This window comes from Actinomycetota bacterium, assembly GCA_019347675.1.
In the GTDB taxonomy this organism is placed as follows: domain Bacteria; phylum Actinomycetota; class Nitriliruptoria; order Nitriliruptorales; family JAHWKO01; genus JAHWKW01.
Map to the genome: position 1 here is coordinate 18,828 of JAHWKW010000017.1, position 14,990 is coordinate 33,817.

The following is a 14,990-nucleotide window of genomic DNA, read 5'->3' on the forward strand; positions in this document are numbered from 1 at the left end:
TCCGGGGATACCACACCGTACAGACGTTGCCCCACCGCCCGGCGCCGTGGTCGAAGTCCGCCTGTCCACCGACGTCAGCGTCAGCGCTGCAGGGCCTGGATGGCGGAGGCGAGGTCGGCGACGGCGATCACCGTCAGGCCGGCGGGGGCGGCCCGGCGCGCCTCGTCAGCCTGGGCGGCGGGTGCGATGAATATCTCGGCATCGGAGAGGACCGCACCGCGGACCTTCTCCGCGATGCCGCCGATCGGTCCGACGCGACCGTCGATGGTGACCGTGCCGGTCCCGGCGATGATCCGGCCACGGGTCAGGTCGGTCTGGTCGAACAGCTCGAACACCGTCAGGGCGAGCATCACCCCAGCGGACGGCCCACCGATCGCCGACCGGTCCTGGACCGCGATGCCCGCGGGGAAGTCGATGTTCTGGTTGACCGTGCGGACCAGGACCCCGATCCCCTGCTGATCGAGGCCAGGCAGGTGACCGACCGTGACGGTCACGGTGACCTCCTCGCCGTCGCGCAGGACCGTCAGCTGCAGGTCCTCGCCAGTTCCGGTTTGGGCCGTCCTGGTCGCCAGCTCGGCCGCCAACCGCACCGGCATGTCCCCGACGGCGACGACCACGTCACCGGGCTGCAGCGGGCCATCGGCAGGGCCACCGGGGACCACGCCGACCACCTCGGCGCCCTCTCCGTCGACGGTGACCTCGATACCCGCCGCACGCAGTCCGACCGCGGCCGCCACCCGGACGCTCTCTTCGAACAGCTGTCGCTGAGTCTCGAAGAACTCCTGCTCATCGATCCCGGGAGGGATGACCGCTTGCCGAGGTGTGACGTCCTGGTAGGGGTCGAGCATCGCCAGGAACGCCTCGACCGCCGTGGCTTGTCCGACCCCGACGGTGGTGAGCAGCAGCCGGCCGCTGATGTCGTCGACGGCCCCCTCGACCGCGATCGCTGGCCGACCGGCGTGCTCGTCGGGTGCCTGGTACACCGGGACCGCCGGGGTGGGCGCCAGGACGAACAGCGGGAGGGGAACCGTCCAAGCCGACGCCGCCAGCACCGCGATGGACAGCAGGAACACCAGCTTGCGCAACGTCAGCTGCCCCAGCCGTCGGTCGTTGCCCGTGAGGGTGCCGGGGTGTCATCGGGAAGGTGACCACCACGGCCGGTGCCGCGCCGCTGACCCCGCCGGCCGCCGCTCGCTTCACGGGACGCGGCGGCCTCGACCCGGGCGGGCGTGAGAAGGCCGACCAGCCGTCCTTCCTCGTCGACCAGGGCGAGTACCCCTTCCTCGGCCAGCTCGTCGCGCAGTTCCCGCAGCGGTGTCCCCGGACGTGCGGCGGCGACCGCGTCCCGCGGCCGCATCACCTCCATCACGCTGGTGCGGTCACGTCGACGGGGTGGGATGGCTTCGAGGTCACGCCGGACCACCACCCCGATCGTCTCGCCCCGCGCGCTGACGGGCAGGACACGGACCCCGGGGTCGTCGACGCGTTGCATCGCCTCGGCGACGGTCTGCGTGCTGGCAACCGGCTGGGGGAGGGCCCCTGCGACGTCACCGGCCGGCCGGCCGGAGAGCCGCGAGCGCGCGTCCGCGTAGCGCACTTCGCTGCTCGCCGCCTGGAACAGGAACCAGCCGATCAGCGCCCACCACAGCATCCCGAGGTTGCCGGCACTTGCCAGCCCCCACAGCCCGATCACGACGAACATACCGCCGAGGAACTGGCCGCTCCGTGCGGCGAAACGGACGGCGCGGCCGCGGTCGCCGGTCACCGCCCACACCGCCGACCGCAGGATACGCCCGCCGTCCAACGGGGCGCCCGGCAGCAGGTTGAACACGGCCAGCCCCAGGTTGATCCAAGCCAGGACGCCCGCCACGTCGGAGACCACGACCAGCCACCCGATCCCGGCGACGACGCCGCCGCCTGCTGCCGCCGAGATGACCCCCAGCATCGCGGCGATCACCAGGCTGACGTACGGGCCGATGGCTGACAGCGCGAACTCGTCGCGCGGGCGACGCACGTCGAAGCTCGTCTGGGTCACGCCGCCGAACAGGAACAGCGTGATGCTGTCGACCTGCACCCCGCGGTGTCCGGCTTCCAGCGCGTGGCCGAGCTCGTGGGCGAGGACGGACCCGAAGAAGATCAGTGTGGCGACGACCGCCAGCCCGATCGCGACGGGGAGCGGATGTCCGTAGCGTGAGCCGAAGAGGAACCAGAAGTTGAACGCGACGAGTAGTGCGATGATGACCCACGACGGGTCCACGCGGACGTCGACCCCGCCGACGGACCCGATCGTGAAGGCGCGGGGGAACACGGGGCGGACGCTACCAGCGAGCCCGGGTGGGCCGGCCGGGCTCCCCGTCCGAACGCTGTCGTGGCGGTTGCAAGCCGCAGTTATGGTGGCGCGCATGAGCCTGCTTGACACGATCCTTGAGCTGCTCGACCTTCGCGATGACGTGGGACTGCTCTCCGTCTACGTCGGGATCACCCCCGAACGGGCCGCGGAACCCAAGCCGGGGTGGCCGATCGCGATCCGCAACCAGCTGCGCGATCTCAGGCAGCGGGTCCGCGACGAAGGACCACACCAACGCTTTGTGGCGGTCAACGAGCGGATCGACGCGTTGAACGGCGAACTGACCCGGCTGTTGGACGCGTCGCGCCACGGGCGTGGTCGAGCGTTGTTCGCGACCGTCACCCGCGACCGGGTCGAGACGCTGTCGATGCAGATCCCGTTCCGCGAACGGGTGATCCTCGACCGCACCGCCTACGTCCGACCGCTGATCACGGCGCTCGACGAGGGCCGCGCGGCGGGGATCGCGGTGGTGCACCGGCGGGGGACGCGGCTCCTGGAGTGGAACCTCGGAGAGTGCCAGGAGCTGACCAGCGAGGAGTTCACCATCGGTGGGCGCCTGTGGCGGAAGAAGTCCGGACCCGCCCCCGCGCAGCCGCTCGACGCCCGCCCCGGCGGGCAGAGACGCGACGAGTTCGAGGAGCGCGTCCACGAGAACCTGCTGCGGTTCGTCCGCGAACGCGCGCGAGACGTCGCCGACGAAGCCAACAGCCGCGGGTGGGACCGGCTGATCCTCGCCGGCGATCCGCGGCTGACCAAGCCGTTCGCGGAGGAACTGCACCCCGCCGGCGGCGAGCAGCTGGAGGTCACCGACCTGTCCTGGGAGGACGAGGCCCCCAACGTCATCGCCGAGCAGGCGTGGGACATCTTCCGCACGTTGCGCACCGCCCGGGCACGGCGGCTGGTGGAGGACGCCAGAGACCGGACGCTGTCGGGCGGTGCCGGGGCGCTGGGCCTCCGCGACGTGTTGGACTCCCTCAACGAGGGCCGCGTCGACGTCCTGCTCGTCGACGCCGACGCGTCCTTCCGCGGGTACCGCACCGACGACGGCCTGCTGTACGCCGACGCGACGCACCCGGCAGCACGCGACGGCGTCCAAGAACCCCTCCTCGTGGAACGGATGATCGAGCGTGCGCTCGACACCAGCGCGAACGCTGTCCCGGTGGAGGCCGAAGCCGCTGAGCTGCTGCGTGACCACGACGGCGTCGCAGCCGTGCTGCGCTGGTGATGCACGCGCGGACATGAACGGACGGGCCGCACCCTCCAAGGTGCGGCCCGTCCGTCTGGGTGAGTCAGGCGGTCAGCGCACGCGTCGGCGCAGCGCCAGCGCCAGGCCCGCCAATGCGAGACCAGCGACGGTCGCTGCAGCCGGCCCACCGGTCCGCGGCAGCTCCCGTGCGGATGGGGTGGGAGCCGGGCCGATCACCTGAGGTGCGTCGAGCCGGAACCGGCCGTCCAGCGGGGCACCCACGCCACCGAACGCGTCGTCCTGGCCCGCCACGGGCCGGTCGAAGCACTGGGCCGTTGCCGCCACGTCGTCGTGGAACACACCGGAACCCGAGTTCTGGCTCACCTGGACGGTGATCGTCGCCGACCTGGTCTCACCGGGCGGGATCGGCCCGATGTCGTTCCACACGACCCGGTTGTTGCTGACCTCGCTGGCCTGCGGGTCGGTCCCGCGGACGTCCCAGGCCACGCCCGCGTCACCGGTGATGGTGTCTTCGACGCGCACGTTGCGCAGCTCGCAGGCGAAGTGGTTCAGCACCGTGATCGTGTAGACGAACGTGTCCCCGGGCTGGACCTGGTCGGGCGTCACGGTCTTGTTGACGGGGAGCGGGCACAGCAGGCCGCCCGCCGGGACGGTCGCGGCCACCTCCATGTGACCGACACGGATGTCGCCGAGCTCCGCGAGGCTCACGCGGACCACGTCCACGGCCGCGGAGACCGACGTGGCCGTGACCTGTGGCTGCGTGTCCGCGCCGCCACCGATCGCACGCGGGTCCTCACCGATCGCGATCTCCACGCCGGGGATCTGGTTGATCACCAGGCCCTCGTCGCCGAGGAGCTGCTGGGTCGTGACCGTGAGCACTTCCTCGATCGCGCCGCCCCCGCTCTGTCGCAGGAGCCGCAAGACCGGCGTCTCGGGCGACACGTCGCCCGGTCCGTAGTGCACGAACGAGCTGCCTTCGGTCCCGCCGGCGTGTGCCCGGAGCACCCACTCGCCGAGGAACTCCAGCGTGAGGACCTCCTCGCCGCCGAGGTTGATGCTGACCGGTGCGATCGTCTGGCGGTTCTCGGCCACCAGCGCCAGGGCGTTGCCGGCAGGTTCACCGTCGGCGTTGATCTGCGGTGCCAGGTAGTTCCGCGACAGCGACCACGAGACGTTGCGCTCGGGCTGGTCGGCCTGGGTGGCCAGGACCGGCTGCTCGAGGCCCTCCTGCTCCTGTCCGGCCTGCTCCTGGTCGAGGAGCTGGGCGTTCTCGGCGTACCCCAGCCCGTAGGAGATGTCGGCCCCCAGGTTCCGACATGCGTCGGGGCCGGTCGCGGGCGCGGCGAAAGCCTCCCCGCGGAGCGTCGAGGCGTAGGCGAGCGGGTCGGCGTCGACCGGCCCGATCTCGTTCACCACCGGTCCGGTCCGCGGCGGTGCGGCCGCCTCGGACAGGCCCGCCAGGCGGACCTGCGGGTCGTCGGTCCCTGCAGGCTCACCCAAGGCCGCGTCGAGGCCGTACCCGCGCCCGTAGCTGTCCTTGCCCGTCTGCGCGGGCTGGACCAGCGCCCCGTACTCGTTGGTCCTCTGGGTGGCGAGTCCCTGGCTGTCGACCGTCGCCCCGGAGAAGGCGACCTCGGCGTCCACGGCGCGCGTGTCCGCTGCGCGCAGGGCATCGGCGTGGATCACCGCCCCGTTGGAGTAGGCGGAGAAGGCCGCCTGTTCAAGCGGCACCTGCGCAGAGGCGCCCGGTGCCCCCAGCGCCAGCAAGGCGACCACCCCGGCGACCGCCGTGAGACGTATACGGAAACGTGAGCCCATCGTGAGTACTCCCTAGCTCGGGGCCGGGGTGAGGGGCGCCCCCTGGCCTCACCCAACTTCCACGCCATGCATCTGGGTGTACGGCGCACAAGCCTGTCAACGATCGTGGTGCTGGCTGGTTACGCGGACGACCGCATCGGCCGGTCGCCGCGGTCCGATCGTGGCCCGTACCGTAGACGAGTCGAACCCGCTATGGCCAGGACAGCCAGCTGCAGCGCGCTTCGCGGCGACAGACGCAGGCCCGGGGGGAGCCCAGCCCCGACCGCCGAGATGTCCGTTCCGTCGGCCGCGAACGCCGTCGGTCCGGCGGCCAGCAGCGGTGGGCCATCCGGCCACGCGGCGGCCAACTCGGCGGCGCGTTGGCGGACGTCCCCCAACACGGCGTACAGGTGGCGTCCCGGGCACGACGTGTTCGCGGCCGTGTCGAGGTGGCCGGAGACGACAGGGACCGTCACGGTCGACCCCGGTCGGTAGCGCGACAGCTTGGGGTTGACGTCGGTGGACGTCACCACGTCGGTCCATCCCACCGGGTCCAGGCCGTGGACGGCGGCTTTCCACGCGATCACCCGGGCGAGCCCCTCCAGGGCCGGAGCCGGGACCGGCTGTGTGTCGAAGTCACCGATGACCGACACGCCCACCGAGCGCTCGTTGAAGCCCGAGGCGTGAGCCCCGACCACGGGTCGTTCGACCCCGCCGGCGCGGCCTTCGAAGACGCGCCCGTACCGGTCGATCAGGAAGTTGTACCCGATGTCCGACCAGCCTCGTTGTCGCACGTGGAACAGGCAGATGGCCCGGACCACGTCGTCGGCCTCTTCAGGCGCGTAGTTGGGGAAGATCGCGGTGTGATGAACGTACGCCATCTGCACGTCGGTGGCGTACCGGGCCGGCGTGCGCGGCCGGCACTCTCCGTTGGGGTCCCATTGGCTGCGTGAGACGAACTCAGGGGTGGCCGGGGCGGCGTAGGCAGCGCCCGGACGACCGAGCGGGTCGTAGGCCAGGCCGGCGTCCCCATCCATGCTGATGCGTGTGACGTCCAGCGCCGGGGTGTCGCCGCGGACCCGGAACTGGAACGCCTGCACCTGGCCGAGCCAGACCGGCCCCGACGCGGTGTCGTGGTCACCATCGGCATCGACGTCGACCGGGAACCACGGGCCCCAGCCGCCGGTGTCACGCCCGCGGACCTCGACCTCGATCCCGGCCGTGGCGTCCCAGTCGGCACCGACCAGAACCGCGTGCTGCTGCACCGCCGGGGCGCGGTGCCAGCCGTCAGCGTCCGCCGCGGCCCACGTGTCGACCGTCAGCGACCGCACGCGGCTCGTGGGTGCGTCGCCGGGTGGGGACAGCCGTCCCGGCAGGCTCAGCGCGGCGACGACGGCCACCAGCGTGGTGACGCGGACGATCGTCCACCATCGCGTCCACGTCCGGGCGGTTGCCCGATCGGCCACGCGTCGCTCCCCCCGTCGCGGACCGGGCATGCTAACGGAGGGCGCATGTCGAGGCAGAGGACGGTCCCGCAGCGCCCGGCGTCGCCCGACTCGCGAGAGGCCACGGCCATGACGAGCATCGCCACGCTCACGCTGAACCCGGCGTTGGACAGCGCCACGCAGGTCGACCGGGTCGTCCCCGACGAGAAGCTGCGCTGCACGCGGCCCGAGGTCGAACCGGGCGGCGGCGGGATCAACGTCGCCCGGGTGGTGGCGCGGCTCGGCGGGAGCGCCGTCGCGGTCTACCCGGCTGGCGGCCCTCCGGGCCGCCACTTGCACGAACTCCTCGAGGACGAGGGCGTCGACAGCCGCCCGGTCACCGTCCGCGAACCCACCCGGACCAACCTGCACGTGTCCGAGTCGGACACCGAGTCCCAGTACCGCTTCGTGATGCCCGGCGGCAGCCTCGCCGAAGACGAATGGCGCCGCTGCCTCGCCGCGGCCACCTCGCTCGGGGCCGGCTACCTCGTCGCCAGCGGCAGCCTCCCGCCCGATGTCCCCGATGACCTGTACGCCCGCATGGTTCGCGAGGCGCCCGATGACTGCCGGGTCGTGGTCGACACGTCGGGGCCGGCCCTGCGTGCGGTCGCCAACGCCGGGGCGTACCTGCTCAAACCCAACGCCAGCGAGCTCCGCGACCTGTGTGGCGACCTGCGGGAGGAAGCCGACCTGGAGAACGCCGCCGAGGACCTCGTCGACTCCGGAGCCGCGGACGCGGTGCTGCTGTCGCTCGGTGCCGGCGGGGCGTACCTGGCCGTGCGGGGAGGCAAGGGCCATGCCCTGCGGGCCCCGACCGTGCCGATCCGCAGCCGGGTCGGTGCCGGCGACAGCATGGTCGGCGGGATCGTGACCGCCCTGGCACGCGGCTGCGATCTGATCGAGGCGGCGCGATTCGGGTTGGCGGCGGGCGCGGCGGCGGTGATGACCCCCGGCACCCAGCTCTGCCGCCGCGAGGACACCGAGCGGCTGTACGAACGCGAACAGCCCCAGTAGCCACCGCGAGGGTGGACCGGGTCGGTTTCAGGCCACCACGGCCAGCGGGACGAGCCGCTCGGTGTCAGTGAGCGCCCCGTGGTGGCCGACCAGCTCACGCTGCTGGGGATCGACGTGCTTCTGCACGATCGCGATCGCGTCGGTGGCGACCGCCAGCACATCCCCGATCCGCCCCCGGACCCGATCGGGGACGTGCGGGCCGTACCAGTCAGCCTCCATGGCCTCCTCCCGCGACACCACCGCGGCGACGGCCCCAAGCTGGGATCCCCACGCGGCCAGGACGCTGCTGGCCGCGCCGGGCTCCGCGTGGACGTGCCGGCATCGCGGCTCCCCAGCCAGCACCCGCACGCCCTCCATCAACTCCGGGTGGTCGCTCACCTCGACCTGCCGGGCCCGGGGGACATCGACCATCCCGTGGTCGCCGGTGACCACCAGGAGCGTGGCGTCGGGCAGCTCGTGCGCGAGCCGTGCGACGAGGGCGTCGATCCGCGCCAGCTCGCGGCGCCAATGTGGGCTGTTCACGCCGTGGATGTGCCCGACGCGGTCGAGGCCACCGTGGTAGGCGTACACCAGCCGACGTTCGGCGGCCGCCAGCGCCCCGAGCGTCAGCGTCACCAGGTCGGCGGGCGTGTCGGCCTCGATCTGCATGGCGCCGCGTATGATCGCCCGCGACAATCCCGATCCGGCGTGCTTGGACGGTCCGACCGCCACGGGACGTAACCCAGCGGCGGCGGCCCGCTCGAACACGGTCGGTATCGGCTGGAACACCTCGGGGACGACGGTCGCGTCCAAGTGCACCCGTGGTCCCACGCCGTGCAGCTTCCACGCCAGGACGTTCATGGGACGGGTGCGGTCCGGCAGTGCCACGGTCGCCCCGGTCAGGCCGTGCACGCCGGCAGGACGGCCGGTGCCGATCGCTCCCAGGCTGGCGGCGGTGGTGGTGGGGAAAGCCGCGTCGAGGGCGTCGGGGCGGGCGGCGCGGTGGAGGAACGGGGCCAGGTCAGCGTGGGCGGCCAGGGCTTCCCAGCCGAGCGCATCCACCACCAGCAGGCACACCCGCGTCGCCGACGGCAAGCCGATCACGTTGGGCTCGGCGGTCATCCCGACGGCGTGGAGCAGCGCACAGCCGAGGTCGGCCAGGGACGCCTGCCCGTACCGTGGCGCCGGCAGCGTGGCTGTCACGGGCACGCGACCTCCACACGATCCGGTACAGACTGAACGTAACAGTCGTTCACGGCTGTTCGGGTCGGTGGACGTGGACGGTGATGTCGTCGGCTGCCCGGATGGCGTCGACCAGCCGCTCTTCGCGACGCACCCGCGCACCCGGCCACACGACCGACCGCACCACATCTCCTTCGACGACGGCGCCCTTCCCGATCACGCTCTCGCCTCCGGAGGCGACCAGGTTGGCGGCGAGATACTCGGCGGGGGTGCCGCAGTCGAAGTACGGCACAGTGCTGTCGACGAGGTCGAGGCGGCCGGCCTCGGCGTGCGGCGCGAACACGCCCTGGTACAACCCGAGCCGCTCGGCGGGGAGGTCACGGACCACCGTCCACGGCAAGACAGCCGCCCCGCAGTAGCGCCGCCCGTCGAAGTCGGCCCGCTGGAGATCGCGGACGGTCAACAGCCGCGCCCGCGTGCGGTCCCAACCGGCCACGAAGCCGTCGAGGTCGTGGGCGTGGTAGACGTCGACGTTGAGCACGAGCACGTGTCGCCCGTCGATCCAGGCGCGCAGCCGTCCGAGCGCACCAGCGGTCCCCAGCGCCTGTGGGGCCTCGACCGAGACGTGCACGCCGCGGGCGGAGAGGTGCGGTTGGAGCTGGTCACGGCCGTGGCAGACGTTCACGGCGACCCGCTCGACGACCGGCTGCAGCCGGCCGAGGGCCCGGTCGACCAGCGGGACGTTGTTGACCGGGCAGAGCGCCTTCGGGCGGACGTGCGTGAGCGGTCGCAGGCGCGTCCCCGCACCCGCGGCCAGCACCACCCCGACCAGGTCGGAGGTCAAGCGGCAGCCTGCTGCGAGGGACGGGCACGTTCCTCGTCGACCTTCCGACGGCCGACCTGGACCAGACGCAGGGTCGTGACCAGCCCGACCCCTCCGATCAGGTTGCCCAACACCGACCAGGCGAAGACGCCCAGCCAGTCCAGGTAGCCGAACGGTGCGCCGACGTGCAACGCAGCGAACATCTCCAGTGATGTCACGATCGAGTGCAGCATCGGCGTGCCGGCCAGCAGGAACGCGGTCACGATCCCAGCGGTGAGCTTGCCGAGCATGGACCGGGTGCCCCGTTCCATCCAGGTCATCAGCGTCATCGTTGCGCCGGCGAGGATGGCGCTGGCCAACGTCGTGGCGCCGATGCCCAGGTCGGGGTAGTGCTCACCGGTCTCGATCACCACCGCGGCCTTGTGCAGGCGTGGGACGGCCCAGATGACCAGCCCCATCATCACCCAGCCGCCCAGCAGGTTGGTGACGGCCGTCCCGGCCCACAGCCGCCCGACCGCCATCCAGCGCGCGTTGTGTGCCACCACCGCCGTGATCGGGACGAGGAAGTTCTCGGTGAACAGCTCGCTGCGGGCGAGGATCAGCGCGATGAACCCGATGCTGAAGGCCAGGGCACCGAGGAGCCGGCTGCCGGTCGCCTCACGCACGATCAGCAGCGCCAGCACCCCGAAGCCCAGGTCGATCCCGCCGACCGCGCCGGTGGACAGCAGCGACGCCCAGGATCGGTGCAGCCGCTCGACGCCCTCGGCGACCGACTGCTCGAAGGTGGTGTGGACGGTCTCCTCATCCCGCGACTCGGACTCGACCGTCTGCTGCTCCGCCATCGCCTCCCCCACGTCCGCTCCCACGGTAGTGGCCCCCGGTCGTGACTTAGCCTGGCCGCGATGGCACAGCGTGCGGTGATCGTCGACCTCGACAGGACGCTGGCGTCCGTGGCCTGGCGCGTGCACCACGTCCGTGGCCGTCCGCGGGACTGGCAACGGTTCTTCGCCGGCATGGGTGAGGACGCGCCGGTCCCGTGGGTGGTGGAGCTGCTCCGCGCTGACCACGGCGACGCCGAGAAGCTGATCGTGACCGGCCGTCCCGACGACTACCGCCAGGTCTGCGAGCGGTGGCTCGCCGAGCACGACGTCCCCTACGACCAGCTGCTGATGCGCCGCGGCGGCGACTTCCGCCCCGACCACGTGGCCAAGGCCGAACTGTACGAGCGCCACATCCGCGACCGGTTCGACGTCGCGTTCGTCGTCGACGACCGCCCCGCCGTCGTGCGGATGTGGCGGGCGCGTGGGCTGCACGTCGTGCAGCCAACCGACCCCGGCCTGGCGCCGCTGCGCGCATCGGCGACCTGACGCCACCGCCACGACGTCAGGTCAGCGGCAGTTGCGGCTGGTGTAGTCGGCGATCCGTTGCCGTGCCGGCTCGGCGTCGGCGTGCGGTCGGTGCTGGTCGGCGACGACGAGGCCGACCTCGTCGCGGAGCTCCGCCGGGGCGTTGGCCAGGAGCACCACCTGCACGTCGTGGTCGTGCTCGCCGGCCTGCGTGCCGTCTTCGTGGGGGTGGTCGCCGCTGGGATCAGCATCGCCGCGGCCCTGCTGAGCCTGCTGGGTGTACACGTCCCAGGCGTCACAGAACGCCTGGGACGAGGTGTTGGACCCGCCGCACGCCACCGACGCGGCCGCGACCACAGCGACGATCCAGCGCATCACGTCACGCTCCGCCGGGGTCGACCGGCAGTTGCACGGCCTCGGTCGGTGATGGCGAGGGGCTCGGCGTCGGCGTCGGTGATGGAGACGGTGACGGGGTCGGTGGCTCCTGGGGTCCCTCACTGACCACGATCGTGACCTCCGAACCCTTGCGTGCGGGCTGGTTACCGTCGGGGTTCTGGCGGATCACGCGGCCGCGGTCCACGGCCGGGTCGAACTCGCGGACCACGAGCGGCTTGAACTCGCGCTCCTCGAGCTGGAAACGGGCCTCCGACTCGGTCTGCCTGACCACGTTGGGCACGATCTCGGTCTCCTGACCGGCGCTGACGATCAGCGTCACGGTGGAGTTCTTTGGTACCCGCTCCCCGCCGGGGGGGTCGGTGCCGATCACCCGGCCGCTGGGCACCTCGTCGGAGAACTCCTTGACCCGGTCACCGACCGACAGGCCAGCCTCCCGGATGGTGGCGATGGCGTCCTCCTCGGCCGAGCCGGCCACGTTCGGCACGGTCACCGGCTGCACGCCTCGCGACACGGTCAGCACGACGACCGCGCCGTCCTCCACCTCGTCGCCGGGGGCAGGGTCCTGATCGACCACGTGCCCGTCCGGGATCGTGTCGTGGTAGACGCCGTCCGCTGCGGTTCGCGGCGTCAGCCCGTACGCCTCCAAGGTCCCGTAGGCAATCGCGATCGGCTCGCCGATGACCCTGGGCACGGTCCGTGTCAGCGTGGCGTCGCCGCTGAGCAGCGAGGCCAGCAGCCACAACCCTCCGGCGAACGCCAGGACCGTGAAGATCCCCAGCGCCAGGTAACCGAGCGTGCGCCGACGGCGCTGCTGTGTGGCGGTCGGCGGGGGTCTGCGCGGGGCGAGTTCCGAGTCGATCACCGCGGTGTCGTCGGGCAGGAGCACGGCGGGAGCCTCGACCGACTCGCCGGCGTGGGCCCGCACGAGGTCGTCGCGCATGGCCTGCGCGCTGGCGTAGCGGTTCGCCGGGTTCTTGGCCACCGCCTTCATGGCGATCGCCTCCGCCGCCGGGGAGACGTCCGGGTTCCGCTCGCGGGGCGGGCGGGGCTGCTCCTGGACGTGCTGGTAGGCCACGCCCACCGCGCTGTCTCCCTGGAAGGGGGGGCGGCCGCTGAGCATCTCGTACAGGACGATGCCCAGGGAGTAGATGTCCGAGCTGGCGTCCAGGCGGGCGCCCTGTGCCTGCTCCGGCGAGAGGTACGCGGCCGTGCCGAGCACCGCGGCGGTCTGGGTGACGGTCTCGGCGTCGATCGCCCGCGCGATCCCCAGGTCCGTGACCTTCACGTCGCCGTTGTCGTCGATCAGGATGTTCCCGGGCTTGATGTCACGGTGGATGATCCCCCGGCTGTGGGCGTACGCCAGCGCCGAACAGACCTCGGCGCACACCTCCAGTGCCCGCTCCTCGGTGAGCCCGCCGTGCGCCATGATCTGTTGCAGCGAGCGGCCCTGGACGAGCTCCATCACGATGAACGGCAGACCGTCGTGCTCGCCGGTGTCGTACACCGCCACGATGTTCGGGTGGTTGAGCGCTGCGGCCTGCTGGGCTTCACGGCGGAAGCGCTGCTGGAAGTCCGGGTCGTCGTGGAAACGTGCCGACAGCAGCTTGACGGCGACGGGGCGGTCGAGGACCTCGTCGCGCGCCGCCCACACCTGGGCCATGCCGCCCCGGCCGATGGGTCGATCCAAGCGGTAGCGGCCACCGAGCAGGAGTCCCGCACCGGGCACGGCGGAGCCACCACGGGTCTGCGAACTCACGATCCGGCTCGTTCCACGTCGGATGGCGGCGCAACCGTATCAGCACGCGCTGCTGCGGTGGCTGCTCCGGGCGCCCTGGACCCGCCGGGCGGTCGCGCGACGTGAGCCTGGAACGCCCGCCCGCGTGCGCCTACGTCTGGCCTGGCGGCTTGTCCGCCTGGCCTGGCGGGTCGCCTCCATGGCCGGGTGGTTCGCCTCCCTGACCTGGCGGCCGCACCGGCGCGTTCGCCGGTGGTCCGCCGGGCTCCTGTTGCGGAGGCTGGTCCGGCTCCGCGACCGGTTCCTGCGTGTCTGGGTCCGGCGGCTGGCCCGGTTGCTGCCCCGGTTGGTCCGTGACGTCAGCTGGTGCGGTCGTGTCCGGCGGTCGGGCGGGGGCGGTGGTGGCCGGCCCGGGCGGTCCCGACGAGATCGTCAGCTGCACCACCGTGGCCGGCGCCACCTGGTCTCCCGCGCCAGGCTGGGCTGCGACGACGTGTCCGGCGGGGATGTCGCTGTGGGGTTCGTCACCGGCCCGCCGACCGGACAGACCGTTGGCGTCCAGACGTGCCAACGCGACCTCCAGCGGGGCGCCGACGACGTCAGGGACCCGCACCACCTCGACGCTCGGGTCCTCTCCGGTCGTGATCAGCAGCGCCGCGATGGTTGCCGCAGCCACCATCAGCGCCGTCGCCACCCAGGCCAGCGACGCCCGGCGCCGCTCGTCGCCGTCACCGTCGGCGGGGGCAGCAACCGGTTCGCGCGGGGCGGTGTCGCCCACGCGGTCGAGCATCCGCGCGGCAGCGTCACCAGCAGCCCCGGCTGCCGCGGCGCGCGCGGCGGCGTGGTCGGCCACGACGGGTTCGCCGTGGCGCACCGCCAGAAGGTCGTCGCGCATGGCCTCCGCCGACGGGTAGCGGTCGGCGGGGTCCTTGGCGAGGGAGGTCAGGACGACCGCCTCGAGCTGCGGCTCGATGCGGTCGGTCCGGTCACGTGGCGGCACGGGGGTGTCCGACACGTGCCGGAGCGCGACCTGAATCGGGGAGTCCCCCGTGAACGGTGGGCTGCCGGTGAGCATCTCGTACAGAACCGTCCCCAGCGAGTAGACGTCGGAGCGGGCGTCGACCGGGGCGCCCTGGGCCTGCTCCGGTGAGAGGTACGCAGCGGTGCCCAGCACGGACGTCATCGCCAAGGTGTCCCCGCCCACGGCATGCGCGATGCCGAAGTCGGCGACCTTCACGGCGCCGTCGTCGGCGACGAGGATGTTGGCGGGCTTGATGTCGCGGTGGACCAGACCGGCGTCGTGGGCAGCACCCAACGCGACGCACACGTCGGTGCAGATCTCGAGCGCACGGTCGGTTGCCAGTCCACCGTCGATCAGCGCGTCGAGGGATCGGCCCTCCACCAGCTCCAACACCAGGTAGGGCCGCCCGTCGTCCTCGCCGTAGTCGTGCACCGCGACGACGTTGGGATGGTTCAACGCGGCGGCTGCGCGCGCTTCACGTTCGAAGCGGACCAGGGACTGCTCGTCGTCCGCGAACAGCGGCCGCAGGACCTTCACCGCCACCTCACGGTCGAGGCGTTGATCGTGGGCGGCGAAGACATGGGCCATGCCGCCGCGCCCGATCGGTCGCTCCAGGCGGTACCGGCCGCCCAGCACCTGGCCCATCCAGGCCGGGGGAG

13 protein-coding genes are annotated in these 14,990 nt (G+C 72.3%); 3 read left to right on the plus strand and 10 right to left on the minus strand.

The features are described from left to right. Positions 1 to 80: 80 nt before the first annotated feature. Both KY462_12325 and KY462_12330 read right to left on the minus strand, forming a co-directional pair. A complete protein-coding gene (locus tag KY462_12325; protein ID MBW3578503.1) occupies positions 81 to 1,085 on the minus strand; it encodes a PDZ domain-containing protein in 1,005 nt (334 codons plus the stop codon). 2 nt (positions 1,086 to 1,087) lie between these two features. Beyond that, positions 1,088 to 2,308 (minus strand): site-2 protease family protein, encoded by a 1,221-nt coding sequence (locus KY462_12330; protein MBW3578504.1) that lies wholly within the window; start codon positions 2,306 to 2,308, stop codon positions 1,088 to 1,090. A gap of 94 nt (positions 2,309 to 2,402) precedes the next feature. Between KY462_12330 and KY462_12335 the strand changes: the two genes are divergently transcribed. Further along, on the plus strand, positions 2,403 to 3,572 hold the full coding sequence (locus KY462_12335; protein MBW3578505.1) for a hypothetical protein: 1,170 nt from the start codon (positions 2,403 to 2,405) through the stop codon (positions 3,570 to 3,572). 72 nt (positions 3,573 to 3,644) lie between these two features. Here the strand turns inward: KY462_12335 and KY462_12340 are convergent, their stop codons facing one another. Beyond that, entirely contained in the window at positions 3,645 to 5,372 is a 1,728-nt protein-coding gene (locus tag KY462_12340) for a DUF11 domain-containing protein (GenBank protein ID MBW3578506.1), read from the minus strand. A gap of 119 nt (positions 5,373 to 5,491) precedes the next feature. Next, positions 5,492 to 6,817 (minus strand): N-acetylmuramoyl-L-alanine amidase, encoded by a 1,326-nt coding sequence (locus tag KY462_12345; protein ID MBW3578507.1) that lies wholly within the window; start codon positions 6,815 to 6,817, stop codon positions 5,492 to 5,494. A 108-nt stretch (positions 6,818 to 6,925) separates the two neighbouring features. On the opposite strand from KY462_12345, the gene KY462_12350 reads away from it, so the two are divergent. Further along, positions 6,926 to 7,849 carry a 1-phosphofructokinase family hexose kinase gene (locus KY462_12350; protein MBW3578508.1) on the plus strand — a complete coding sequence of 308 codons (924 nt, stop codon included), beginning with the start codon at positions 6,926 to 6,928 and terminating at the stop codon, positions 7,847 to 7,849. Positions 7,850 to 7,876: 27 nt separating this feature from the next. On the opposite strand, the gene KY462_12355 is transcribed toward KY462_12350, so the two are convergent. The 3 genes from KY462_12355 to KY462_12365 all read right to left on the minus strand — a co-directional run bounded on the left by KY462_12355 (position 7,877) and on the right by KY462_12365 (position 10,675). Beyond that, positions 7,877 to 8,950 (minus strand): alkaline phosphatase family protein, encoded by a 1,074-nt coding sequence (locus tag KY462_12355; GenBank protein MBW3578509.1) that lies wholly within the window; start codon positions 8,948 to 8,950, stop codon positions 7,877 to 7,879. Between the two features lie 130 nt (positions 8,951 to 9,080). After that, complete coding sequence (locus tag KY462_12360; GenBank protein ID MBW3578510.1) at positions 9,081 to 9,833, minus strand: NTP transferase domain-containing protein; 753 nt, start codon at positions 9,831 to 9,833, stop codon at positions 9,081 to 9,083. A gap of 17 nt (positions 9,834 to 9,850) precedes the next feature. Next, positions 9,851 to 10,675, minus strand: coding sequence for a formate/nitrite transporter family protein (locus KY462_12365; GenBank protein ID MBW3578511.1), 825 nt, complete (start codon positions 10,673 to 10,675; stop codon positions 9,851 to 9,853). Positions 10,676 to 10,735: 60 nt separating this feature from the next. Between KY462_12365 and KY462_12370 the strand changes: the two genes are divergently transcribed. Continuing rightward, on the plus strand, positions 10,736 to 11,200 hold the full coding sequence (locus KY462_12370; protein MBW3578512.1) for a hypothetical protein: 465 nt from the start codon (positions 10,736 to 10,738) through the stop codon (positions 11,198 to 11,200). A 21-nt stretch (positions 11,201 to 11,221) separates the two neighbouring features. On the opposite strand, the gene KY462_12375 is transcribed toward KY462_12370, so the two are convergent. The 3 genes from KY462_12375 to pknB (KY462_12385) all read right to left on the minus strand — a co-directional run bounded on the left by KY462_12375 (position 11,222) and on the right by pknB (KY462_12385) (position 14,967). Next, positions 11,222 to 11,557 (minus strand): hypothetical protein, encoded by a 336-nt coding sequence (locus KY462_12375; GenBank protein MBW3578513.1) that lies wholly within the window; start codon positions 11,555 to 11,557, stop codon positions 11,222 to 11,224. A gap of 1 nt (position 11,558) precedes the next feature. Continuing rightward, positions 11,559 to 13,331 (minus strand): Stk1 family PASTA domain-containing Ser/Thr kinase, encoded by a 1,773-nt coding sequence (gene pknB, locus KY462_12380; protein ID MBW3578514.1) that lies wholly within the window; start codon positions 13,329 to 13,331, stop codon positions 11,559 to 11,561. A gap of 130 nt (positions 13,332 to 13,461) precedes the next feature. Further along, entirely contained in the window at positions 13,462 to 14,967 is a 1,506-nt protein-coding gene (gene pknB / locus KY462_12385; protein MBW3578515.1) for a Stk1 family PASTA domain-containing Ser/Thr kinase, read from the minus strand. Positions 14,968 to 14,990: the final 23 nt, after the last annotated feature.

Coding starts and splice junctions, on each gene's coding strand:
- KY462_12335 (MBW3578505.1), top strand. CDS start 2,403: ATGAGCCTGCTTGACACGATCCTTGAGCTGCTCGACCTTCGCGATGAC.
- KY462_12350 (MBW3578508.1), top strand. CDS start 6,926: ATGACGAGCATCGCCACGCTCACGCTGAACCCGGCGTTGGACAGCGCC.
- KY462_12365 (MBW3578511.1), bottom strand. CDS start 10,675: ATGGCGGAGCAGCAGACGGTCGAGTCCGAGTCGCGGGATGAGGAGACC.
- KY462_12340 (MBW3578506.1), bottom strand. CDS start 5,372: ATGGGCTCACGTTTCCGTATACGTCTCACGGCGGTCGCCGGGGTGGTC.
- KY462_12355 (MBW3578509.1), bottom strand. CDS start 8,950: ATGACCGCCGAGCCCAACGTGATCGGCTTGCCGTCGGCGACGCGGGTG.
- KY462_12370 (MBW3578512.1), top strand. CDS start 10,736: ATGGCACAGCGTGCGGTGATCGTCGACCTCGACAGGACGCTGGCGTCC.